Below are 23253 nucleotides of genomic sequence, written 5' to 3'. Positions count from 1 at the left end.
GCCCGGCCTCCGGCTTATCGGCCGGCGCGGTCACCGCCGCCCCCTCGTCATCCCGAGCCGCATCGTCGCGACGATCTCCCGCTGCACCTCGCTCACCCCGCCCCCGAACGTGTTGATCTGTGCCGCCCTGTTCAGCCGCTCCAGCTCTCCGGCCCCGAACGCGCCCGGGGAACCGGAGCGGACGAGTCCCGTCTCGCCCACGATGTGCTGACACATGCGATACGTCGCGACAGCCGATTCCGTTCCCGCGAACTTCACCCCGCTCGCCTCGCCGGGGGCCAGTCGACCGGCCCCCACATCCGCCACCAAACGCCAGCTGAGCAGGCGCGATGCCGCCAGCCGGGCATGCGCCTCGGCCAGCTGAAAACGCACCCACGGCTCGTCAACGCGACGCCGCCCCGTCACCGGATCGGGGGTACGGGCGGCGGTCAGCGCCGCCGCGAGGAACTCCTCGGCCTGCATGCCGATCGTGGCGAGGGCGACCCGCTCGTGGTTGAGCTGGTTCGTGATCAGCGACCAGCCGTCGTTCTCGGCACCGACCAGGCTGCCCGCCGGGACCCGCACCCCGTCGTAGTAGGTGGCCGTCGTCGCCTGGCCGCCCACCGTCTCGATCGGCGTCCAGGAGAACCCGGGCGCGTCCGTGGGCACGAGGAGGAGGGAGATGCCCCGGTGCTTGGGGGCCTCGGGGTCGGTGCGGCAGGCCAGCCAGATCCAGTCGGCGTGCTGGGCGCCCGAGGTGAAGACCTTCTGCCCGTCGATCAGCCAGCCGTCGCCGTCCCGCACCGCACGGGTCCGCAGCGAGGCCAGATCGGTCCCGGCGGACGGCTCGCTGTAGCCGATCGCGAAGACGAGCTCGCCGCGCAGGATCCGGGGCAGGAAGTGGGCCTTCTGCTCCTCGCTGCCGTACTTCATCAGCGTGGGTCCAACGGTGTTCAGCGTGACCATGGACACCGGGGCGCCCGCCCGGTACGCCTCGTCGAAGAACACGAACTGCTCGTCCGCGCCCCGGCCCCGGCCGCCGTACTCGACCGGCCAGCCGAGGCCCAGCCAGCCGTCGGCGCCGATGCGGCGCAGCAGCGTACGGCGCTCGTGCGGATCGGCTTCGCCGGTGTGACCGGTCCCGCCGGGCGGGCCCTGTGGCAGCAGGTCCCGGAAGTAGGCGCGCAGTTCCGCGCGCAGCCGCTGCTGGCGCTCGGTGGGGGCGAGATGCATGGTTTCTGACTGTCCGTCAGATCCCGTCGGGTGTCAAGGTCGCCATCAGGCAGGGGAAAACGCCTGCGCGGCGGCACCGAAGTACCGCCGCGCAGACGTCTCACATCCCCACTGAGCGCACCCCACAAGGGACTTGAGCCCCCCTTGCCCCCTCCGGGCTCACCACATGCGGGTGAAGCGGATGGCCACGTTGTCGTTCCCCTGTTGGATCGGGGTGAGCACCGATCCGTTGACCTGCGCGGTATTGCTCTGGTTCGAGGCGCCGAAGCCGACCGCGTTCTGCCCCGTGGTGGACGAGTTGCCGTAGTTGTCGAGGCCGACCCCGCTGCCGGAGACGCTCGACGCGCCCGCGTTCGATCCGTTGCCCGCCAAAGCGCCGTTGTCCGCGGAGGCGACGCCGGCGAAGAGGGCGACCGCGAGGGGGAGGGCGGAGACGGCGGCGAGAACGCGGGCGGTACGGATGCTTGCCATGGTGTTCCTCCCAGAACAGGTGCATGAAGAACATGCATGAAGGAAGTACGTGCATGAAGTACGGCTGCTGCCAAGGCAGTTGGCCGACCGCCCCGACGGTTGTGCACTGCACGACGTCGCGCCTCCAGAGTTGCCCACCGAATCCCTGGCGAACCATCCCGGAAGCCGCTGTTCGCACGTAAGCGTGAGGACAAGTCGATAAACCCCTTTCGCCACCTTTAGCCACCGGAAGTGACAGGCCAGGACAGTACGGGACACGGCAGGACAGGGTGGCGGTCAGGCGCCCCAAGCGGTGAATCGTTCCGGCGCACGTCCGGCGCACGCCCCGCCGAACACTCCCGCCGGACGAGCCGCACGGCGCGTCGCCCCTCGCCCCCTCTTCCTTTTTTCGAACGTACGTACGACCATCAATACATGGCCACCACCGACCGGCAGGCCACGACGCTGGCCCTCGCACACGCCCTGTCAGCCGCGGAACGCGGCCTGGCCGTCATCCCCCTGTCCCGGACCAAACTCCCGGCCCTGCGCTCCCCCCACCGCGACGACCCCACCACCCCCGCCTGCCACGGCGAGTGCGGACGCTTCGGCCACGGCGTGTACGACGCCGCCAGGGACCCGGCGCGCATCCGTGAACTGTTCGCCGCCGCACCCTGGGCCACCGGCTACGGCATCGCCTGCGGCCTGCCCCCGCACCACCTGATCGGCGTCGACCTGGACACCAAAACGGGCACGGACTCCTCGGCCGCCCTGCGCGAACTGGCGCTGCGCCACCTGTTCACGATCCCCGTGACGGTCGTCGTCCTCACCCCCAGCGGCGGCCGCCACCTCTGGCTGACCGGCCCGCCCGACGTCGTCGTCCCCAACTCGGCCGGGCGGCTGGCCCCCGGTATCGACATCCGCGGCGCCGGCGGCTACCTCGTCGGCCCCGGCTCACGCACCGACCACGGCGTCTACTCCACCGCCCCCGGCACCGCGCACATCGTCCCCGCCGCCTGCCCACCGGCCCTGCTCCGGCTGCTCCTCCCGCCCCCGCGCGCCCCGCACCCCACCCCGCCGTCCACCGGACACCACGGCCAGGGCCTGATCCAGTTCGTCCTCGCCGCCCACGAGGGCCAGCGCAACACCCGTCTCTTCTGGGCCGCCTGCCGCGCCTACGAGAACGGCATCGGCCCCGCCCTCGTCGCTCCGCTGATCGACGCGGCCGTCCACACGGGCCTGCCCGAACGCGAGGCCCGCGCGACGATCGCCTCGGCGGCCCGGATGAGCGGCCACCGCCCGTAAAAACCGCGAGCCTCCGCCCACCGGGTCTCCCTAGGGTGTGGCCCATGCAGCTCAGCCACGTCCTCCTCACGTCCGGCCGCTCCATCGACCTCACAGCGCTCCGCCTGTCCTCGACGTACGGCGAGTTCCTGGAGGGCTATCCGTTCAACCGCTTCAACGAGATGAAGATCAAGGGCCTGCTGAGCTCCACCCACCGCCACTTCCCGGCCACCCCCGTACACCTCGTCCCGCCGCTCCGCGACTACCCCGACGAGGAGCCGGGCCCCTTCGGCCCCATGGAACTCCTGCCGCCCGTGACCTGCGTCGGCAACTTCCGCTCCACCCCCCTCGCCCCGGAGGCGGAGCCGTACCTGTACCACTCGAACCTCACGGTCATCTGGTTCCAGAAGACCCCGGAGGTCCCCCAGGGCAGCGAGGCGGTTGCGGGACTACGGGGAGTGGACTGGGATGCCCTGGCCCGGGACGAGGAACTCTGACGGCGAACAGACAGACAGGCAGACAGACAGCACTCACGAGAGCGGCCCCCGACCAACACGCCTGGTCAGGGGCCGTTCTCACTGCTCATCGCGCGGAGGCGGTGGGATTTGAACCCACGGTGACATCGCTGCCACGACGGTTTTCAAGACCGTTCCCTTCGGCCGCTCGGGCACGCCTCCCCGCGCCGCGCGAGATCGGCGGCGCGGGGACAAGAGTAACGGGTGGGCAGGTGCGCGTGGGGGTCAGCTGTCGCCCGCGCGGGAGCCCAGGGTGAGTTCGGCCGTGTGTTCCTTGCCGTCGCGCGTGTAGGTGACCGTCACCTTGTCGCCCGGCTTGTGGGTCCAGATCTCGCCGATCAGGGTCGGCCCGGAGTCGATCACGTGGTCGTCGAGCTTGGTGATGACGTCGCCGGGCTTGAGGCCGGCCTTGTCCGCGGGGCCGCCGGACTCGACCGCGGCGGCGCCGCCCGTGCCCTGGTCGGTGATCTTCGCGCCGTCCGTGCTCTCCTGGAGGGAGACGGACGCGCCGATCTTGGCGTAGACGGGCTTGCCGGTCTTGATCAGCTGCTGGGCGACGTACTTCGCCTGGTTGATCGGGATGGCGAAGCCCAGGCCGATGGAGCCGGACTGGCCGGAGCCGCCCAGACCGCCGCCGCTGCCGCTGGACTGGATCGCGGAGTTGATGCCGATCACCGCGCCGGAGGCATCCAGCAGGGGGCCGCCGGAGTTTCCGGGGTTGATGGACGCGTCGGTCTGCAGGGCGCTCATGTAGGACGCCTTGCTGGTGGAGCTGCCGTCGCTGGAGGCCACCGGGCGGTTCTTGGCGCTGATGATGCCCGTGGTGACCGTGTTCGACAGTCCGAAGGGGGCGCCGATCGCGATGGTCTCGTCGCCGACGGCCACCTTGTCGGAGTCGCCGAGGGCGAGCGGGTTGAGGTCGGAGGGGGCGTTCTTGAGCTTGATGACCGCCACGTCGTAGCCCTGCGCGTGGCCGACGATCTCCGCGTCGTACTTCTTGCCGTTCGGGAAGGTGGCGGTGAGCTTGCCGCCGTCCACCGCGTCCGCCACCACGTGGTTGTTGGTGACGATGTGGCCCTGCTTGTCGAAGACGAAGCCGGTGCCGGTGCCACCCTCGCCGTTGGTGCTCTCCGCCTCGATGGTGACCGTGCTGGGCAGCGCCCTGGCGGCCACGTTCGCGATCGTGCCGGGCGCACGCTTGACCTGAGAGGCGCTGCTGGAGGCGGAGACGGTGGTGGAGCCGGTGTCGTCGTTGTTCTTGGCCAGGGTGTAGCCGAGGCCACCGCCCAGGCCGCCCGCGACCAGCGCGGCCACCAGGACCGCCGCGACCAGCCCGCCGCGACCGCGGCCGGACTTCGGCGCGGGCTGCTGGTACGAGGAGCCCCAGCCGGAGCCCGATCCGTCACCGCCGTAACCCGCACCGCCGTAGCCGGCACCCGCGCCCCCGTCGGCGTACGAGGGCGTCGCGGGGGGTGGGGGCGGCCAGGAGCCGTCGGGCGCGGGCCCGGAGGCGTGCCCCTCCTGGGCGAAGCCCTGGGGCGCCTGGGCCGCGCTCTGCTCCGGCGCGCCGGGGGCGCCCTGGGGCACCGGCGGGAGTGGAGTGGTCGGCGCGCCCCCGTCGGGCGCGGCCGCCTGCGGGGAAGCACCGGGAGTCGCCACCGGCACTGGAGGTGCGGACGGGGCAGGGGGTACCGCGGTGCCGCCCTCGTTCTCGGTGCTCACAGCTCTTCTCCTCGATCCACGGCTGTTGTTCTCGGTCGCACTGGGTCACGCTCGTTCACGCTCGTCGTCGACCCAGCGCGCTGCAGCTGTGCATGTGCTTTTGTATGCCCCAGCTTTTCCCACGGGCCGTCAGAGCACCATAAGCGGTGACTGTGGGTCCACGGCTATTCCTTATATCCGACATTAGGGACGGACCAGTCACATCCCCGGAACATCTCAGACGGTTCTCAGATACGTGCGTACCCCTTCGCGGTGGCACCATGACGCGGTGACCACCCACGCACGACAGCAACACATCCAGGTCGTCGCCCACCGGGGGGCCTCCGAGGACGCCCCGGAGCACACCCTCGCCGCGTACCGGAAGGCGATCGAGGACGGCGCGGACGCCCTCGAGTGCGACGTCCGGCTGACCGCGGACGGCCATCTGGTCTGCGTCCACGACCGGCGCGTCAACCGTACGTCCAACGGACGCGGGGCGGTGTCGGCCCTGGAGCTCGCCGACCTGGCCGCGCTGGATTTCGGCTCGTGGAAGACCCGCGAGAGCTGGCGCGTACGCGACGAGGAGCCCGACTGGGAGCACCGCCCCGAGGACCGCGAGGACACCTCCGTACTGACCCTGGAACGGCTGCTGGAGCTGATCGCCGACGCCGGGCGCCGGGTGGAGCTGGCCGTCGAGACCAAGCACCCCACGCGCTGGGCCGGGCAGGTCGAGGAGCGGCTGCTGCTGCTCCTGAAGCGGTTCGGCCTGGACGCCCCGGCCTCGGCCGCCGAGTCGCAGGTGCGTGTCATGAGCTTCTCGGCGCGTTCGCTGCACCGGGTGCGGGCGGCGTCGCCGACGCTGCCGACGGTGTACCTGATGCAGTTCGTCTCACCCCGGCTGCGCGACGGACGGCTGCCCGCCGGTGTGCGGATCGCGGGTCCCTCGATCCGGATCGTGCGCAACCATCCGGCGTACATCGAGCGGTTGAAGCGGGCCGGTCACCAGGTGCACGTGTGGACGGTGAACGAGCCCGAGGACGTCGACCTCTGCGTCGAGCTGGGCATCGACGCCATCATCACCAACCGCCCGCGCGCGGTACTGGACCGACTCGGCCGCACGCTTTGAGCCTGTCGCGGACATTCATCCGGCCGCAGATCTTGACCCGGACACCCGCCTGAAGCATCCTCCCCTTTCGGCCATATCCCCGAAATCCAGCCATCTCCTCACAGGGAGTGCTCCGGCGCGTTCGATCCGTATTCGACTGCGGTGAATGCGTCATCGGAAGTGGATTGGCCGGTTTCCGGTTCAGGCCAAAAGGGCATCCACACCGTGGCGTGGGGCGAAGGAGGTCTCGGGGGTGGCGTTGGTGGTGGCACAGGAGGTGCCCACGTCGTCGAGCATGGCCGTACCCCATGGCCCTGCGGGCGTGGGGGAAGCCAGGCACCGGATGCGCGCACAGTTGCGCGGGGGTGGAGTGTCGGAATCGGTCATCGACGATGCCGTACTTATCCTTTCCGAACTTTTGAGCAATGCCTGCAAGCACGGACGTCCCCTGGGTGACGCGGCCGTCGGCGACGGCGATGTGCGGGCCGCGTGGCAGGTGGACCTCCGGGGCCGCCTCACCGTGGAGGTCACGGACGGCGGCGGCCCGACCCGCCCGGCTCCGGCCACCCCCTCGGTGACCGCGCACGGCGGCCGAGGGCTGAACATCATCACCGCGCTGGCCGACGACTGGGGCGTCCGGGACGACGCCCGGGGTGAGGTCACGGTGTGGGTGGTGGTCCACGAGGACGTACACGATCCGGACGCCTCGCACCGTCGTGACGACTTCGCTACGCGCGTCACCGCGCCCCCGGTCTCGGCGATGGCCGGCGAACTGGACTTCACGGACGTGTTCGACGACATCGACTGACCACACGGAGACGGACATCGGCTGAACACGCCGAGACCGAACACTCCGAGACCGAACACTCCGAGGCAGAACAAGCCGACGGCCGACGAGCCCGCGGCGGGCCCCGCGGCAAGCCCGACCGGCCGCCGTCGGCCCGGGAGAGGCGGCCGCGGCCCCGGACCGGCCCGACCGCCCCAAGGGGACACGGGCCGTGCCTCCGGTCCGCCGGGCTCGTGCCGCTCCGGGGAGGCTGTCGTTGACCACGAGTTCACGTTGTCCACAGCTCCCCGTCGGCCGCCGCGTGAGCGACTAGGCTCGCGCCCGTACGAGACGAGCCGTAACCGGGAGACACCCACGATGGCCAAGAAGCGACCCCAGACGAAGGCCAAGCGGCCGCAGCTCACCGACGGGGAGATCCCGGTCGTCGGCGCCCGCGAGCCCTGCCCCTGCGGCAGTGGCCGCCGCTACAAGGCCTGCCACGGCCGGGCCGCCGCGCACGCCGTGACCGAGCTGGTCCAGCGGCCCTTCGAGGGGCTGCCGGGCGAGTGCGACTGGGTGGCGCTGCGCGAGCTGGTGCCCGCCGCCACGGTCGCGCTGTCCCTGAAGGACGGCCTGCCCGAGGACGTCCCGTCGGTCACGCTCGCGACGGTGCTGCCGATGGCCTGGCCGGCCCTGCGCCGCGACGACGGCTCGATCCTGCTCGGCCTCCAGAACGACACGGCGTCCGGTGACATCAGCCGCGACCTCGCCGACACCCTCCAGCGGGCCCTCACCGTCGAACCGGGCACTCCGGTGCAGGGCCGCCGCGCCCCGGCCGACGGTCCGCGGCTTCAGGATCTGATCGACCCCGAGGGCGCGTTCGAACCCGTGGTGCACAGCGGCTTCGAGTTCTGGGTGCCGGACCCGGAGAACGCCACGCCCGACGTGACCGCCTCCCTGGAGCGGGCCAACGCCGCCGCCATCCCGACGGTGAAGCTGACCGGAGTGGACGCCGCGTACTGGTGCGAGACGCCGGAGAAGAACCACCTGCGCTGGGTCATGCCGCACGCCGAGGAGCAGCTTCTGGACGCTCTTGCCCGGCTGCACGCGGCGGGCCGGTCGAACCTCGGTGAGGGCACCCGGCTGGTGGGTTCCTTCCGCGCTCACGGGCTCACCGTGCCGGTCTGGGATCTGCCGAGCGGGGTCGGCGCGGAGGATGTGGAGAAGCCGGCCGCCGAGTTCGCCGAGCGCCTCGCCGCCGCCCTGGCCTCGGACGCTCCGCTCACCGCGGACGAGCGCCGGGCCCGCGGCGGGCTCACCAACCGGCAGGTCACGCTCAGCTGACGCGCGGCCGGCACGCGGACCGCGACTGACCGGCCGGTCAGTCGCGGTCAGGCCGCCCAACCGGGTGACTCCTGTCACAACTCCCCAATGTGACAGGCAAATCCGTGTCCGAATAGCCGAGATCGAATTTGCGAACCGCCGATCTCTTGTTACCGTTCCAGTAGCCCGGTTGCTGGTGCATCCCCCGTCGCCAGCAACCGGGTCTTTGCATGTCCGCCTCCGGTGTACGGAACGCTGTCGTCCGTCAACTCCCCGTGGGAACTTCGGAGTTGCTCCCGGAGCGCAGCAGCAGCGGACCGTCGGCGCCTCGTGCCGCGAACTCCGTGACGGCCGTGTAGGCGTCCGGTACGCCCCGGCTGCGTTCCCTGGGTGTCTCGCACGTGCCGGGCTCGTCGTCGGCGCCCACGGCGCAGCGCATCTGCACCGTGCGTCCGCCGGGCCCCATGAAGCTCAGGACGGCGTCGAGCGCCTCGCCGGTGGCGTTGCGGTAGTAGGTGCGTGCCCAGGTTTCCGCGCTCTGCGTCATGACGCAGGTCTGGCCCTCGACACCGGCGGGCGAGGTGAGTTCGGGACCGCAGCGGGCCGCGGTGGCCAGGCCCAGGCCGAGCAGCAGCGGGGTGGGAGTGGGCACGGTGGAGGGATCCTTGGCGTCGGCGCCCGGCACCCTGGCATCGGCGCCCGGAGCCGCACCGTCGACGCCCGGAGCCGCGGCGTCGGCGCGCTCGGACGTGCGTACGGCCGCGCGCCGCGCGTCGCCCACCTGCCCGGCGGACGCCACAGTCAGCGGCAGCGCGACCGCGCACGCCACGACGCCCGCGAGGGCGAGCAGACGAACGTTCATGAACAGGGAAGATAAGTCCAAGGGCGCGCCACGGGCCTCGCGCGCGCCCGACACCCTTACAACTCGGGCGCGCTCACACCCGTACGAGTGAGGGCGTCGACCACGGCGTCCACCACGGCCTCCACGTCGGGCACCCACGGCGCGGCCGAGCCGGGCAGCGGGGCGCGCTCCCAGCGGATGTCACCCTGGCCGGTCTCGGACGGGGGCAGGGCGAGGTACCCGCCCTCGCCGTGGAAGCGCAGGGAGCCGGGGACGAAGTCCTTGGCGTACAGCAGCTCGCCCAACTGCTCCATGGAGTAGGGCTTGACGAGCAGCGACCAGCGGGCGGGCGAGGCGACCACCGGCCCCAGGCGCATGCCGACGCGGTCGAGGGCGTCGAGGGCGCGGGCCGCCGCGGCGGCCGGCAGGCTGACCGCGCAGGGCGCCTGGCCGCCGGTCGCGAGGACGATGGGCGCGCTCGGCCGATTGGTCCACCACCAGCGCACCATGCGCTCGTCGGTGGTGGCCGTGAGCAGGCCCGGGTCGAAGGGGTGCGCGCCGGGTACCGTGCACTCCTGGTCGGGGCATGTGCAGCGGGACCGCCCGCGGGGGTCCGGGGCCACGCCCGGGAGTACGGGCCACCGCCATTCCGTCGCGAAGGTCAGGGCCGCGCTGATCAGCTCGGGCCTCCCGTCGTCACGCCCGGACAGGAGCCTGCGTCGCCTTCCGAGGATCTCGCGCATGAGCGCTCGTTCCTTTCCGTTGCACCGCTGGCAACACCGTGGACCACATCACATCATGTGTCGATCACTTCACTGTGCGTACCTGTTGGCGCATCACACCCTTGCGCAGAGCAAGGGGAACCCCAGGGGGTCGAGCGTTGGCCGCGTCCGCGTCCATACTGCGTCCATCAAAAGCACGGCCGCGGCGTGGGGGTGGCGAAGTCTGGCGTTTTGCCGTCGCGCGTATTTCTCTTCGCCTCCGCCACGGGAGGATGGGGCACGGTCGTCGGTGGCTAAGACGCCCGGGTCCGTTGCCAGGTTCCGGGTAGTTCCCAACCACCCCTGGCCTTCTCCGAGTACGTACCCATCACGACCGCTGTGACGCTCCGTGGAGCAAGCCCAGTCGACCGCAATGAACCGTTACCTGAGGCAGTTTCAAGCCAACTTCGCCGTAATGCAAGACCTTATGCACGTACCCACAAGTGGCCCATGGACACCAGGAATCCCAGCAGGACAATGCTGGACATCCCCTCACGAGTGCGTGTACATGTGGAGACACTGCTAGCGGCGCAGAAAGACATGGGGGTTTGCGATGCTTTTGAGCAATACGCACAGGTCCGAAGGCCGGACACCATGAACGCCCCTCACCCCCCGAAAGTGGCCGGAATCGATTCAACGCTTCCCACGCCCGCCCACACTGCCGCACCCGCACCCGCCGTCCCCGGCACCCCGATGGTCCCCACCGCCCATCCGGCGAACTCCCCGCACAACCCGCACGCCCCCGCCCCCGGCGCCGTGCTCCAGGACCGGCTCGCCGGCTGGGTCTCGGACCTCACCACCCTCCACGAACTCACCGAACGCCTGGCCCGCACCGGCACCCTCGACTCGGCGCTGACGGAACTGCTGCGCGCCGGAGCCGCGCTGGTGGGCGCCCGGCGCGGCCTCGTCGCACTGGAACCCGGTGACGGACTCGGCCCCCGCACGACCGTCGGCCTGGGACTGGGCCGGGCCGACCTCGGCCACATCGAGACCGTGCCGCGCGGCGCCCTGCCCTACGGCGAACTCCTCGACCCCGCCGGACCGCCCGGCGGGTGCGGCGAGAGCGTCCACCCCGACCTGTTCGCCGAGGACGGCCTCGACCCGCGGCACCGCGAGGTGGCCGCCCGTCTCGGCTACGCCGCCAGCTACGCCCTCCCCCTGGCCACCGACGCCGCCGGCCGTCTCGGCGCCGCCGGCTGGCTCTACGACGAGCCCGCCGAGCCGGACGAGCGCCGCCGCCATCTGGCCGGCCTGTACGTCCGCTACGCCACCGAACACCTGGCCCGGCTGCTGGAAGTGGAGCGCACGCGCGCGTGCATGGCGACCATCGCCGAGGAACTGCTCCCTTCCCGGCTGCCGCGGGTCGCCGGTGTCCAGCTCGCCGCCCGGCACCGCACCGGCCCGCGCGGCGGCGGCGACTGGTACGACGCGCTGCCGCTGCCCGACGCCGCCCTGGGCCTCGCGGTCGGCTCGGTGACCGGCTCCGGGCCCAGCGCGGTCGCCGCCATGGGACGGCTGCGGGCCAGTCTGCGGGCGTACGCGGTGATGGAGGGCGAGGACCCGGTCGCCGTCCTGTCCGACCTGGAGCTGCTGCTGCGCCTGACCGAGCCGGCCCGCTCGGCCACCGCCCTGTTCGCCTACTGCGAGCCCGCGCTGCGCAAGGTCACCCTGGCCGGTGCCGGGCACAGTCCGCCGCTGCTGATCGGCGAACGGCGCACGGAGTTCGCGGAGACCTCCGTGTCCGCGCCCCTGGGGATGCTCGCCTGCTGGGAGGCGCCGAGCGCCGAGATCCAGGCGGAGGCCGGGGACACCGTCCTGCTGTACACCGACGGGCTGCTGCACCGCACCGGCGACCCCATGGACCGCGCCTTCGCCCGGCTGCACGCGGCCGCCGCGAGCGCGCCCCGGGCCATGCGCCACGACCCCGGTGCCCTCGCCGACCACGTGCTGCGCACGGTGCTGCCGGACGGACTGGCCACGGCGGACAGCGAGGAGGACGTGGTGCTGCTGGCGGCGCGGTTCGACTGATCGGTCAGTCAAGAGGGCAGCTCGCCCGGTCATGAGCGTTCGGCTCTGTGGCCCTGTCCGGTACGACCGTACGATGGACGGGATCCAGCGCAGTGTCGAGGAGGATGACCGTGGCGGACGAGCTCACCCCGGAGAACCCGGAGAACCCGGAGACCCTGGGGACCGATTCCGAAGAGCCCATCAAGCAGCGCAAGAACGGCCTGTACCCGGGCGTGTCCGACGAGCTCGCCGAGAACATGAAGTCCGGCTGGGCCGACACGGAGCTGCGCGATCTCGAGCCGGTCGAGCAGGCCGGGCACACCGCGCGCCGTCGTGCCGCGCTGTCCGCCCGCTTCCCGGGCGAGCGCCTGGTGATCCCGGCGGGCAACCTGAAGACCCGCTCGAACGACACGGACTACGCCTTCCGGTCGTCGGTCGAGTACACGTACCTCACGGGCGACCAGACCGAGGACGGTGTCCTGGTCCTGGAGCCCACGAGCACCCCGGACGGGAAGAGCGGCCACAAGGAGACGATCTACCTCCTGCCGCGCTCCGACCGGGAGAACGGCGAGTTCTGGCTGTCCGGCCAGGGCGAACTGTGGGTCGGCCGCCGCCACTCGCTCACCGAGTCCGAGGCGCTGTACGGCATCCCGGCCGCCGATGTGCGCGACCTCGCCGACAAGCTGCGCGAGGCCACCGGCCCGGTCCGCGTCGTACGCGGCCACGACGCCGGCATCGAGGCCGCCCTCACCGACAAGGTCACCGCCGAGCGCGACGAGGAACTGCGCGTCTTCCTCTCCGAGGCCCGGCTGGTCAAGGACGACTTCGAGATCGGCGAGCTCCAGAAGGCCGTCGACTCCACCGTGCGCGGCTTCGAGGACGTGGTGAAGGTCCTCGACAGGGCCGAGGCGACCAGCGAGCGCTACATCGAGGGCACGTTCTTCCTCCGCGCGCGCGTGGAGGGCAACGACATCGGCTACGGCTCCATCTGCGCGGCCGGCCCGCACGCCTGCACCCTGCACTGGGTGCGCAACGACGGCCCGGTCCGCTCCGGCGACCTGCTCCTGCTGGACGCGGGCGTGGAGACGCACACGCTGTACACCGCGGACGTCACGCGCACACTGCCGGTCAACGGCAGCTACAGCGACATCCAGAAGAAGATCTACGACGCCGTGTACGACGCCCAGGAGGCCGGCATCGCGGCCGTGCAGCCGGGTGGGAAGTACCGGGACTTCCACGACGCCGCGCAGCGGGTGCTCGCCGAGCGGCTCGTCGAGTGGGGTCTGGTCGAGGGCCCGGTGGAGCGCGTCCTGGAGCTGGGCCTCCAGCGCCGCTGGACGCTGCACGGCACCGGTCACATGCTCGGCATGGACGTCCACGACTGCGCCGCCGCGCGCGTGGAGACGTACGTGGACGGCACGCTGGAGCCCGGCATGGTGCTGACGGTCGAGCCGGGCCTGTACTTCCAGGCCGACGACCTGACCGTGCCGGAGGAGTACCGGGGCATCGGTGTCCGCATCGAGGACGACATCCTGGTCACCGAGGACGGCAACCGTAACCTTTCGGCAGGCCTGCCGCGCCGGTCCGACGAGGTCGAGGCGTGGATGGCGTCACTGAACGGCAGCGAGGGCTGATACAAGCCTGATGGCCGGGTACCGGAGGGGTGCCCGGCCATTCACGTGCCTAGGGGGAGGGTGTTCGTGAACGAGTTCTTGTCCGGTATCGGTGTGGATCTGCATCTCGAACCGGACGCGGAGAGCGGGCGGCGGGCCGGGCTCGAGCGGGCGTTGCGGGATGCCGTGCGGGAGGGGCGGCTGTCGCCCGGGACGCGGTTGCCGGCGACGCGGCGGCTCGCGGTGGAGCTGGGGATCTCGCGGGGGACCGCGAAGGCGGCGTACGACCAGCTGGTGGCCGAGGGATACCTGACGGCGCGGCAGGGGTCGGGCACCCGGGTGGCCTCGCTGCCCTCCGTGGACCCCGACGCGCCGGAGACGGTCGCACGCGCGCGTGCCCCGCGTTTCGATCTGCGGCCCGGCAGCCCGGACGTCGGGGCGTTCCCGGCGGCGGCCTGGCTGCGGGCGCTGCGCCGGGCCATCGCGACGGCGCCCTCGCTGGCGTACGACTACGGCGATCCGCGCGGCCGGATCGAGCTGCGCACGGCGCTGTCGGGCTACCTGGGGCGGGCGCGCGGGGTGATCGCGCCGCCGGACCGGATCGTCATCACCTCCGGGTACGTGCAGGGCCTGGCGCTCCTCACACGCGTGCTGGGCGGCCACATCGCCATGGAGGACCCGGGACTGCCCTTCCACCGGGACGTGGTGCGGCACAACGGCGGGAGCGTGATCCCGGTACGGGTCGACGAGCGGGGCGTGTGCGCGCAGGACCTGGGCGAGGAGTCGGCCGTGATCGTCACGCCCGCCCACCAGTACCCGACCGGTGTGACCCTGCACCCCGAGCGGCGGCGGGCACTCACCGACTGGGCACGCGCGCGTGGCGGGCTGATCGTCGAGGACGACTACGACGGGGAGTTCCGCTACGACCGTCAGCCCGTGGGCGCCCTCCAGGGCATGGCGCCGGGCCGGGTCGTGTACCTGGGCACCGCCTCCAAGACCCTCGGCCCCGCGCTGCGGCTGGGCTGGATGGTGCTGCCGCCGCACCTGGTGGACCAGGTCGCCGACGCCAAGCTGCACAGCGACCACCACACCGAGACGATAGGTCAGCTGGCGCTCGCCGAGCTCATCGACAGCCACGCGTACGACCGTCATGTGCGGGCGTGCCGGCTGCGCTACCGGCGCCGCCGGGACCAGCTGCTGGACCGGCTGGGCGGGCGCCGGGTGCGGGGTATCGCGGCCGGGCTGCACGCCCTGGTGGAGGTCGCCGACGAGGCGGAGACGCTGTCCCGCGCGGAGGCCGAGGGCCTGGCCGTGGGCCACCTGGGCGGCCACTGGCACAGCCCCGGCGAGGGCCGGCCCCAGGGCCTGGTCATCGGGTACGGCACGCCTCGCGAACGGGCGTATCCGGAAGCGCTGGAGGTGCTGGCCAAGGTGCTGGACGCGGGGTGAACCGGCCGGGACCGCAGGTCAGGGGGTCGGCTCGTCGTCGTGCAGGATCCGCTGGAACATCCGGTGGTCCCGCCAGGCCCCGTTGATGGCCAGATAGCGCGGGGCCGTACCGATGTGCTCGAAACCGCACTTGGCGAGCACGCGCTGGGAGCCGGCGTTGTCCAGGACGGTGGTCGCCTCGATGCGGTGCAGCCCCACGGTCTCGCGGGCCACGCGGCACACCGCCCGCACGGCGGCGGTCGCCAGCCCGCGCCCCTGGTGGTCGGCGGCGATCCAGTAACCGAGAAAGGCGCTGCACCAGGGGCCGAGCACGATCCCGGACAGCGTGATCGTCCCGGCGATCCGGCCGTCGGCGGATTCCAGGACCCACGGGACGGTCCGCCGCTCGGCGAATTGCCGCAGCTTTTCGCCGAGCACGGCCGCCTGACCGGCGACGGTGAAGAACTTCTCCGGGCGCCTGGGCTCCCACGGGGCGAGATGCCCGCGGTTCTCCACATAGGCCGCGGCGAGCGCCGGAGCATCGGCTTCCGTGGCGAGCCGCAATATCACGTCGTCGGTCAGTCTCTCGGCCGGAATGTCCATGCGGTCACCCTAGGTGGCCATGGTCTCGGCGTCCGCCGGGCCGGAAAAGCGGATTCCGGAATTCAAGCCACCGGCAGCGAATCCAGGAACAAGGCCCCCGCGAGCAGTCCCGCGCTTCCCCGTGGGCTCCACGCGCGCGCGTGCAGGTCGGCGTCCAGGGCGGCCAGCGCCTCGGCACCCTCGGGCGTCGCCGTACCGCCCGCCTCCATGATCCCGCGGGCGCCCGCCTGCACATGGCGCAGGCCCAGCGGGCCGGCCGTGTAGAGCAGTTCGGTGTCCTGGAGGGTGGACATCACGGTGAGCAGGGCGTCCAGACGGGCCTCGGCCTCGGTGGCGCCTGCCGAACGGGCGGCGGCGAGCGCGGCCGACGCCCGCCGCACGTGCGGGAATCCGGCCTTCGCCTCGCCGCGGGCCCCGGCCGCGCCGTACTTGGCCGACACGGTGGAGCCCCGCGAGGGCCGCAGCGGGGCGCGGCGGTCGGGATGCGCGGCGATCCGCTTGGCGACCGTCAGCACGTCCCGTGCCCCCGGCCGCGGGCCGAGCGCGGCCGCCGCGACCAGCAGCCCCAGCGTCCACAGGGCACCCCGGTGTCCGCCGCCCGCCAGGCCGACCGAGTGCTCGGCGCAGCGGCCTATCGCGCCCAGTTCCGCCCGTAACGCCGGCGTGACGTCGCCGGTGCGGCGGGCGGAGGCGGCCATCGCCGCGAGGCCGGGCGCCAGCGCCTTCGCCGACCAGCGCAGGGCACCGTGGTCCCGGCGGGTGGTCCGGGCGGCCAGGTCACGCGGATCGGGCAGCCCCGGCTTGGGAGCCAGAAGCAATTGCGTTGTGAGCGCGTCCACCGCGGCCCGCGCCAGCGCGTCGTCCTCGCGACTGCTCATGGCCGTACCTTACGAGGACGCGGAGGCCGAAGGGGAGGCACTGTCGCTCGGGGCGCCGCTCGGCGGAGTGCCCGTCGGAGCACCGCTGGGGGCGCCGCTCGGCGGGGTGCCTCCGCCGCCGCTGCCCGCGCCGGTGTTCTCGGCGTCGGGGTCGATGCCCAGGGTGAGGAAGCCCTTGTAGCCCTTGGACGGGTCCTTCTTGTGCACGGGCTCCAGGGTCAGCAGACCGCTGGAGGCGCCGCCGCCGTCGTAGACCATGTCGTCGGCGAGCTCGGTGTAGGTCCCGGTGTGCTTGGAGTACGGCTCCAGCGCGAAGATCGCCTCGGCGGTGTCGTCGTCGAAGAACAGCTGGCCGGTGAAGTTGACCTTGCCGCCCTCGTAGGTGCCGTCCTCCTTCTCACCGCCGGTGTGCACCTTGACGTGGATGTGACAGGTGCGCGGGGTGTACCAGCCGGGGAAGATCGTCTCGAACTTGACGACCCCGTTGGCGTTGGCGATCTGGTAACCGCGCAGATAGGTCTTGTCGTTGGCGCTGTCGCCCTCCTCGCTCTCGGCCGGGGCCGAGCCGCCGGGGTTGGCGGTGGTGTAGCCGGAGTAGTAGCCCCAGGCGTCGCAGTGCCAGATCTCCACGGCCGCGCCGGGGACCGGGGTGCAGCCGTCGGTGGCGTCCACGACGGTGAGACGGAGCGTCAGCGGTACGCCGCTCTTGCCCTCGGTGATGTCCTTGCGCACCAAGGCACCGTCGAGGTAGTAGGGCCCTTCCGTGACGCTCGCCATCAGCTGCGTGCAGGTGCCGCTGGTCGAGGTGGCCGAGGCGGACGCGCTCGCCGAGGTCTCGGTGGTCGTGTCGGCGAACGCCGACTGGTAACCGGCGACGGCGATCCCGCCGGCCGCGACCGTGCCGCCGGTCACCGCGATCGCGCGACGCCGGGTGATGTTGTTCTTGTGCTTTCCCGTCATGGTCGAGGAACGTAGGAACCGGGCTTGTCAGGGGCATGGGCCGCGGCTGAGAAAAGGCTGTGAAAGCCGAGAAAGCTGAAGTGCCCGGGGCCGAGTGCCTGAACAGCCGGATTCCAGACGGGATTCCAGGCCGGATTCGCGACCGGTTTCCTAGACGGCCATGAGCGGCGCGTCGTCCCGCCACTTGAGCATCTTGTCGAAGGTGACCACCGTCCCGGCCCGGCCCGGCTTGGGCCCGATGTGGACGTGGTCGGCGAGTTCCCGGATGAGGCACAGGCCGCGCCCGTGCTCGGCGTCCAGGCGCGGGAGCCGGACGTCCGTGCCGCGGGCCGGTCCCGGGCCGGAGTCGGTCACCTCGATACGGCACTTCTCGCCGTCGAGGTAGGCCGTCACCCGGTACGCCTCACAGGATTCGCCGAGCGCCCCGCCCCCGCCGCCCCCGCCGTGCTCGACGGCGTTCGCGCAGGCCTCGCTGAGGGCGACGGACAGGTCGTACGAGACGTCGGGGTCCACGCCCGCCGTCTCCATCGTGCCCAGGAGCAGGCGTCGGGCGAGCGGCACGCTCGCGGCCTCGCGCCGCAGATGGAGTGACCACCAGATGCTCATGCTCCAGCCTCCTGGCTGCGGCTCGACATACCGTTACGTATTGCCGCCCGTGGCCATGCGTAAGCGCCCCGTTGACGTGACGCCGCCCATACGGGGGATGCGGCTCGGGACGAATCGGTGTATGAGGGGCGGCCCGGCGGTGCCCTTGCCGCGGACCTGCCGTAGGGCGCGGGTAAGGGCAGTGCGATGATGAGCCCGCCATGACTGCCCCCCACCCGTGCACGACGCGCACCGGAGCGGAGCTCCGGATTCTGCGGGCCTCGGTGTTCGCCGCGGTCTGCGTCGTGCTGGCCGCGGCGGGGCACAGCCTGGCCGCCTGCGCCGCCGTCCCGCTGTGGACGCTGGGCGCGGGCTTCCTGGCCGCCCTCGTACTGGTGGCCCCGCTCGCCGGGCGGAACCGCTCGCTGCCGGGGATCGCGGCGCTGCTCGCCCTGGGGCAGATCGCGCTGCACACACTGTTCGGGCTGGCCGAGCACGCCATGGGCGCGACGGCCTCCGGCGCGATGTCCGCGGCATCCATGCGGTCGACAGCCACCGGGTCCATGGGCGCCTCGGCCGGGATGAGCGACCAGGCCCTCGTGGCCCGCGCCGCCCGGCTGCTGTGCGGGAGCAGCGCGGGCTCCCTGACGCCCGCCCACGCGTACCGGCTCCTCGCCGACGCGCACCTGGCCACCGGGGCGGACCTGGGCTCCTCGGCGGGCACGGGCATGAGCACCATGCGGCACGCGGCGGACGCCACGGGCTCCTCCGCCTCGCTGTTCTCCCTGTTGCTGTCCCTGTTGCCCTCCCTGCCGATGCTCCTCGGCCACCTCATCGCGGCCGTCGCCGTCGGCTGGCTGCTGCGCCGCGGTGATCTGGCGGTGCTGCGGCTGCTGGACCTCTCGGTGCACGGAGTCGCCGAGGGGGCGCTCGTACGTTCCCTGCGCGGGGCGCTCGCACTGGCACGCGCCCTGTGTGCCGGGCTCCCGGGCACTCCCGACCCGCGCGCGCGTGAGCGTCGTACCGCCTCGGACGACGCACCCGCCCCGCACACCACCGCACTCCAGCACACGGTGATCCGGCGCGGCCCGCCGCCCGCCGCCGCACTCGACCTCGCCGCCTGACGCGACACGAGAGCCGCTCCACACGAATCCCGTGCGGAGAGGGACCGCCGTCGCGCCACGCGCGCGTGCCCCTCTTCATCACCGGAATCCACCCGGAACGCACCCGGAACTCACCGGGGACTCACCCGGGACTCACTCAGAGTGGAGTGCTGTCTTTCATGAAGGCCATCAAGGCTTCCCGTCTCGCCGCCGCCACCGCCGTCGCCGGCGTCTCCGTGCTCGCCCTGTCCGCCCCCGCCTTCGCGCACGTCAGCGTGCAGCCGGAGGGCACGGCCGCCAAGGGCGGCTACGCGGTCATCGACTTCAAGGTGCCCAACGAGCGCGACAAGGCCTCGACCACCAAGGTCGAGGTCAGCCTCCCCGCCGACCACCCGCTGGCCTCGGTGATGCCGCAGCCGATCGACGGCTGGCAGGTGAAGGTCACCAAGTCCAAGCTGGCCAAGCCGATGGAGATGCACGGCGAGAAGATCAGCGAGGCGGTCACCAAGGTGACCTGGACCGCCGACGGCAAGGGCATCGAGCCCGGCTACTTCCAGAAGTTCCCGCTGTCCGTCGGCGCCCTGCCCGAGGACACCGACGAACTGGTCTTCAAGGCGATCCAGACCTACTCGAACAAGGAGACCGTCCGCTGGATCGAGGTCCAGCAGGACGGCCAGGAGGAGCCCGAGAACCCCGCCCCGGTGCTCGAACTCGCCGCCGCCTCCGAGGACGGGCACTCCCACGGCTCCAGCACCGCCGAGGACGCCTCCGACAAGACGGACGAGAAGGCGGACGCGAAGACCGAGACCGCCTCCGGCGACTCCGGCGGCAGCGACACCACCGCGCGCGTGCTCGGCGTCGTCGGCATCGTCGTGGGCGCCGCCGGCGTGGCCTACGGCGTGCTCGCCGGGCGTCGCCGGACCACCGCCTGACCCCATCCCCTCCGCACCGCGCACAGGGGCCCGTGCCACGCTTGCGCACGGCCCCGGTGCGCGCCGGAGCTCTCTACTCTGGGACATTTCCATGCGCAACAAGACGTTCGCCGCGGCCGCGCTGCTCGCCGCGGCCACCCTGACCCTCTCCGCCTGCGGCACCGGCGACGACGGCAAGTCGCCCATCGCCGTGGTCTCCGAGGAGTCCGGCTCGGACAAGGCCGCCACCCTTCTCGACCAACCGTTCGAGAAGCCGGACCTCGTCCTCACCGACACCCACGGCAAGAAGTACGACCTCCGCGAGGAGACCAAGGGCAGGCCGACACTCGTCTACTTCGGCTACACCCACTGCCCCGACGTCTGCCCGCTGACCATGAACAACCTCGCGGTCGCCAAGAAGGCGCTGCCCAAGGCCGAACAGGCCGAGCTGCGGGTGGTGTTCGTCACCACCGACCCCGACCGCGACACCCCCGCCGAGCTCGGCAAGTGGCTGAAGGGCATCGACCCCCAGTTCATCGGCCTGACCGGCGACTTCTCCACCATCCAGGCCGGCGCCCGCTCCCTCGGCATCTCCATCGAGCCGACGAAGAAGGACAAGAACGGCAAGGTCGTCTCCGTCCACGGCACCCAGGTCATCGCCTTCTCCCCGAAGACCGACGGCGGATACCTCCTCTACGGCGAGGACGCCACGGTCGACGACTACACCAAGGACCTCCCCAAGATCATCAAGGGAGCCAAGCCGTGAGGCGTTCCGCCCTGCTCGTCACGGCGGCCGCCGGCACCCTGGCGCTCGCCGGCTGCGGCGGCTCCGCCGACGCCGAGGCGGAGCTGTCCGTCCACTCCTCCTACATGCCCCAGCCGGTCTCGGCCGACATGGCGGCCGGTTTCCTGACGATCGTCAACAAGGGCGGCACGAAGGACGAGCTGACCTCGGTCACCAGCGACACCGCCGGTGACGTCACCATGCACGACACCGTCGGCGGCGCGATGGAGCAGGTCACCTCCTTTCCCGTCCCCGCCCATGGTCAACTCGTCTTCAAAAGCGGCGGGAACCATCTGATGTTCGAGAAGCTGAAGCACCGGCCGACCCAGGGCCAGACGATCACCCTGAAGCTCAGCTTCGCGAAGTCCGGACCCCTCACCGTCGAGATGCCGGTGAAGTCCGCCACGTACAACCCGTCGACCGGACACTGAGGGAGGGACCACCTTGACGCGGACCATCACCCCCCGCCTGCGCACCCTGGTGCTGCTGTTCCTGGCCGTAACCGGCGCGCTGCTGGCCGGTGCGGGGCCCGCCTCCGCGCACGCCGCGCTGACCGGCAGCGACCCCGCACAAGGGGTGGTGGTCAAGAAGGCGCCCACCCAGGTGTCGCTGACCTTCTCCGAGCAGGTGTCGATGAACGACGACTCGCTGCACGTCCTCGACCCCAAGGGCAAGAACGTCGACGTCGGCAAGCCGTCCAACATCAGCGGGACCACCTACGCCGTGCAGCTCAAGAGCGGCCTGCCCGACGGCACCTACACCGTCGCCTACCAGGTCGTCTCGGCGGACAGCCACCCGGTGTCCGGCGCCTACACCTTCTCCGTCGGGGCCCCGTCCCAGACCACCGTCTCCGTCTCCGGCCAGACCGCGGGCGGCGGCATCGTGGGCTGGCTGTACGGGTTCGGGCGGTACATGTCGTACGCCGGCTACATCGTGCTGGTCGGCGGCGCGGCCTTCGTGCTCGCCTGCTGGCAGCGCGGCTCCGGGGTACGGGCCATGCAGCGGCTCGTCGTCGGCGGCTGGCTCACGATCACCGCGGCCACGCTCTGGCTGCTGCTCCTGCGCGGCTCCTACACCAGCTCCGGCAAGGTCGGCGCCATCTTCGACCTGGACCTGCTCGGCCAGGTGCTGCAGACCAAGACCGGCGCCGCGCTGGTCTCCCGACTGCTGCTGCTCGCCGCGGCGGCACTCTTCATCGCCGTCCTCTTCGGCGCCTACGACAAGCGGGAGGACGAGGAGAAGCGCGACCTGACCTTCGGGCTCGCGATCGGCGGCACCGTGGTGGCCGCCGGGCTCGCGGCGAGCTGGGCGATGGCCGAGCACGCCTCGACCGGGCTCCAGCCGGGCATCGCCATGCCGGTCGACGTGGTGCACCTGCTGGCGGTCGCCACCTGGCTGGGCGGGCTCACCGCCCTCCTGGTCGCCCTCTACCGGGCACCCGCCGACACCCCGGTCGACACCTCGGCCGTCCGCCGCTTCTCCCGCCTCGCCTTCGGCTCCGTCGCCGCGCTGGTCGCGACCGGCGTCTACCAGTCCTGGCGCCAGCTCGGCTCCTGGTCGGCGTTCACTGACACCCGGTACGGACAGCTGCTGCTGGTCAAGATCGGGCTCGTGGCACTGCTGGTCGGCATCGCGGCGATCTCCCGGCGGTGGACGGCACGGCTCGCCGACCCGGCGCCCGTGTCGAAGGCGCAGAAGCAGTCCGCCAAGGCCACGAAGGCACGGGCGAAGACCGAGACCGAGGCCGAGGTCAAGGCTGAGGCTGAGGCCAAGGCCGAAGTGAAGGCCGAGGTGAAGGAGCGCGTGACCGCGCCCGCCGCGGCCGGGGACGACAAGCGCGCCGCCCAGCTCGCCCGGCAGCGCGCCGCCGAGGACACCGCCCGGGAGAAGCGGATGCGGGACGCCGACCCGGGCCGCTTCGGTCTGCGCCGCTCGGTCCTCGCCGAGGCGGGCGTCGCCGTGGTCCTGCTGGCGGTCACCACGGTGCTCACGCAGACCGAACCGGGCCGCACGGAGCAGGAGGCCAAGGCGGCCACGTCCTCGTCCTCCTCGTCGTCGTCCTCGTCGTCCTCCTCCGGCGCGCTCACCCTGGACATGCCGTTCGACACCGGCGGCCAGGACGGCAAGGGCGTCGTACGGCTCGACTTCGACCCCGCGCGCGTGGGCGGCAACGAGATGCACGTCTACGTCCAGCGGCCCAACGGCCGCGCCTTCGACATCCCCGAGGTGAAGGTCGCCTTCACCCTCACCGCCAGGAAGATCGGGCCGCTGCCCGTGACCCCCGACCACATCACGACCGGCCACTGGGCCGCGACCGGGGTGCAGATCCCCATGGCCGGCGAATGGAAGATCGCCGTGACCGTGCGCACCTCCGACATCGACCAGGTGACCGTCTCCAAGAACGCGCAGATCGGCTGAACCGCACC

22 protein-coding genes and 1 tRNA gene are annotated in these 23253 nt (G+C 71.9%); 13 read left to right on the top strand and 10 right to left on the bottom strand.

The annotated features are described in order from the left end of the window. Positions 1-30: 30 nt before the first annotated feature. Both ABZ915_RS10700 and ABZ915_RS10695 read right to left on the bottom strand, forming a co-directional pair. Entirely contained in the window at positions 31-1212 is a 1182-nt protein-coding gene (locus ABZ915_RS10700) for an acyl-CoA dehydrogenase family protein (RefSeq protein WP_361799097.1), read from the bottom strand. Positions 1213-1371: 159 nt separating this feature from the next. Next, positions 1372-1683, bottom strand: a complete 312-nt coding sequence (locus ABZ915_RS10695) for a hypothetical protein (protein ID WP_361799094.1) — start codon at positions 1681-1683, stop codon at positions 1372-1374. 414 nt (positions 1684-2097) lie between these two features. Between ABZ915_RS10695 and ABZ915_RS10690 the strand changes: the two genes are divergently transcribed. After that, positions 2098-2964 carry a bifunctional DNA primase/polymerase gene (locus ABZ915_RS10690; RefSeq protein WP_361799091.1) on the top strand — a complete coding sequence of 289 codons (867 nt, stop codon included), beginning with the start codon at positions 2098-2100 and terminating at the stop codon, positions 2962-2964. A 44-nt stretch (positions 2965-3008) separates the two neighbouring features. Next, positions 3009-3440 carry a hypothetical protein gene (locus ABZ915_RS10685; protein WP_361799088.1) on the top strand — a complete coding sequence of 144 codons (432 nt, stop codon included), beginning with the start codon at positions 3009-3011 and terminating at the stop codon, positions 3438-3440. A 93-nt stretch (positions 3441-3533) separates the two neighbouring features. On the opposite strand, the gene ABZ915_RS10680 is transcribed toward ABZ915_RS10685, so the two are convergent. Together ABZ915_RS10680 and ABZ915_RS10675 are read right to left on the bottom strand one after the other, a co-directional pair. Continuing rightward, a tRNA-Ser gene (locus tag ABZ915_RS10680) sits at positions 3534-3620 on the bottom strand. Positions 3621-3683: 63 nt separating this feature from the next. Next, complete coding sequence (locus ABZ915_RS10675) at positions 3684-5180, bottom strand: trypsin-like peptidase domain-containing protein (RefSeq protein WP_361799084.1); 1497 nt, start codon at positions 5178-5180, stop codon at positions 3684-3686. Between the two features lie 268 nt (positions 5181-5448). Between ABZ915_RS10675 and ABZ915_RS10670 the strand changes: the two genes are divergently transcribed. From ABZ915_RS10670 to ABZ915_RS10660, 3 genes are all read left to right on the top strand, one after another. Then, complete coding sequence (locus tag ABZ915_RS10670) at positions 5449-6285, top strand: glycerophosphodiester phosphodiesterase (protein ID WP_361799081.1); 837 nt, start codon at positions 5449-5451, stop codon at positions 6283-6285. 232 nt (positions 6286-6517) lie between these two features. Next, complete coding sequence (locus tag ABZ915_RS10665) at positions 6518-7072, top strand: ATP-binding protein (protein WP_361799078.1); 555 nt, start codon at positions 6518-6520, stop codon at positions 7070-7072. Between the two features lie 336 nt (positions 7073-7408). Next, entirely contained in the window at positions 7409-8374 is a 966-nt protein-coding gene (locus tag ABZ915_RS10660; RefSeq protein ID WP_361799075.1) for a DUF5926 family protein, read from the top strand. A 244-nt stretch (positions 8375-8618) separates the two neighbouring features. On the opposite strand, the gene ABZ915_RS10655 is transcribed toward ABZ915_RS10660, so the two are convergent. Further along, positions 8619-9215, bottom strand: a complete 597-nt coding sequence (locus tag ABZ915_RS10655; protein ID WP_361799073.1) for a hypothetical protein — start codon at positions 9213-9215, stop codon at positions 8619-8621. 56 nt (positions 9216-9271) lie between these two features. Then, positions 9272-9937 carry a bifunctional DNA primase/polymerase gene (locus ABZ915_RS10650; RefSeq protein WP_361799070.1) on the bottom strand — a complete coding sequence of 222 codons (666 nt, stop codon included), beginning with the start codon at positions 9935-9937 and terminating at the stop codon, positions 9272-9274. A gap of 495 nt (positions 9938-10432) precedes the next feature. Here ABZ915_RS10650 and ABZ915_RS10645 point away from each other — a divergent pair, with 495 nt between their 5' ends. The 3 genes from ABZ915_RS10645 to ABZ915_RS10635 all read left to right on the top strand — a co-directional run bounded on the left by ABZ915_RS10645 (position 10433) and on the right by ABZ915_RS10635 (position 15024). Further along, on the top strand, positions 10433-11983 hold the full coding sequence (locus tag ABZ915_RS10645; protein ID WP_361799507.1) for a PP2C family protein-serine/threonine phosphatase: 1551 nt from the start codon (positions 10433-10435) through the stop codon (positions 11981-11983). A gap of 104 nt (positions 11984-12087) precedes the next feature. Beyond that, complete coding sequence (locus ABZ915_RS10640; RefSeq protein WP_361799067.1) at positions 12088-13596, top strand: aminopeptidase P family protein; 1509 nt, start codon at positions 12088-12090, stop codon at positions 13594-13596. Positions 13597-13662: 66 nt separating this feature from the next. Beyond that, a complete protein-coding gene (locus ABZ915_RS10635) occupies positions 13663-15024 on the top strand; it encodes a PLP-dependent aminotransferase family protein (RefSeq protein ID WP_361799064.1) in 1362 nt (453 codons plus the stop codon). Positions 15025-15042: 18 nt separating this feature from the next. Here ABZ915_RS10635 and ABZ915_RS10630 read toward each other — a convergent pair whose 3' ends face one another. The 4 genes from ABZ915_RS10630 to ABZ915_RS10615 form a co-directional block, all read right to left on the bottom strand. Beyond that, positions 15043-15606, bottom strand: a complete 564-nt coding sequence (locus tag ABZ915_RS10630; protein ID WP_361799061.1) for a GNAT family protein — start codon at positions 15604-15606, stop codon at positions 15043-15045. Positions 15607-15668: 62 nt separating this feature from the next. Next, positions 15669-16484 (bottom strand): triphosphoribosyl-dephospho-CoA synthase, encoded by an 816-nt coding sequence (locus ABZ915_RS10625; RefSeq protein WP_361799058.1) that lies wholly within the window; start codon positions 16482-16484, stop codon positions 15669-15671. Positions 16485-16493: 9 nt separating this feature from the next. Further along, the gene (locus tag ABZ915_RS10620) at positions 16494-17444 is read right to left on the bottom strand and encodes an intradiol ring-cleavage dioxygenase (protein ID WP_361799055.1); all 951 of its coding nucleotides are present in this window, start codon (positions 17442-17444) and stop codon (positions 16494-16496) included. A 150-nt stretch (positions 17445-17594) separates the two neighbouring features. Then, positions 17595-18050, bottom strand: coding sequence for an ATP-binding protein (locus ABZ915_RS10615; RefSeq protein WP_361799052.1), 456 nt, complete (start codon positions 18048-18050; stop codon positions 17595-17597). 200 nt (positions 18051-18250) lie between these two features. Between ABZ915_RS10615 and ABZ915_RS10610 the strand changes: the two genes are divergently transcribed. The 5 genes from ABZ915_RS10610 (at position 18251) to ABZ915_RS10590 (ending at position 23245) form a co-directional block, all read left to right on the top strand. Next, on the top strand, positions 18251-19153 hold the full coding sequence (locus tag ABZ915_RS10610) for a hypothetical protein (RefSeq protein WP_361799049.1): 903 nt from the start codon (positions 18251-18253) through the stop codon (positions 19151-19153). 167 nt (positions 19154-19320) lie between these two features. Next, complete coding sequence (locus ABZ915_RS10605; protein WP_361799504.1) at positions 19321-20064, top strand: YcnI family protein; 744 nt, start codon at positions 19321-19323, stop codon at positions 20062-20064. A gap of 91 nt (positions 20065-20155) precedes the next feature. Then, positions 20156-20809, top strand: a complete 654-nt coding sequence (locus ABZ915_RS10600) for an SCO family protein (RefSeq protein ID WP_361799046.1) — start codon at positions 20156-20158, stop codon at positions 20807-20809. Further along, complete coding sequence (locus ABZ915_RS10595) at positions 20806-21258, top strand: copper chaperone PCu(A)C (RefSeq protein WP_361799043.1); 453 nt, start codon at positions 20806-20808, stop codon at positions 21256-21258. The genes ABZ915_RS10600 and ABZ915_RS10595 overlap by 4 nt, the downstream gene beginning before the upstream one ends. Before the next feature lie 13 nt (positions 21259-21271). Further along, positions 21272-23245: a copper resistance protein CopC gene (locus tag ABZ915_RS10590; RefSeq protein ID WP_361799040.1), complete on the top strand. Its 1974-nt coding sequence runs from the start codon at positions 21272-21274 to the stop codon at positions 23243-23245. Positions 23246-23253 lie beyond the last annotated feature (8 nt).

Source organism: Streptomyces sp. NPDC046915 (assembly GCF_040644935.1).
In the GTDB taxonomy this organism is placed as follows: Bacteria; Actinomycetota; Actinomycetes; order Streptomycetales; family Streptomycetaceae; genus Streptomyces.
This window is presented reverse-complemented; position numbering and strand designations above follow the sequence as displayed.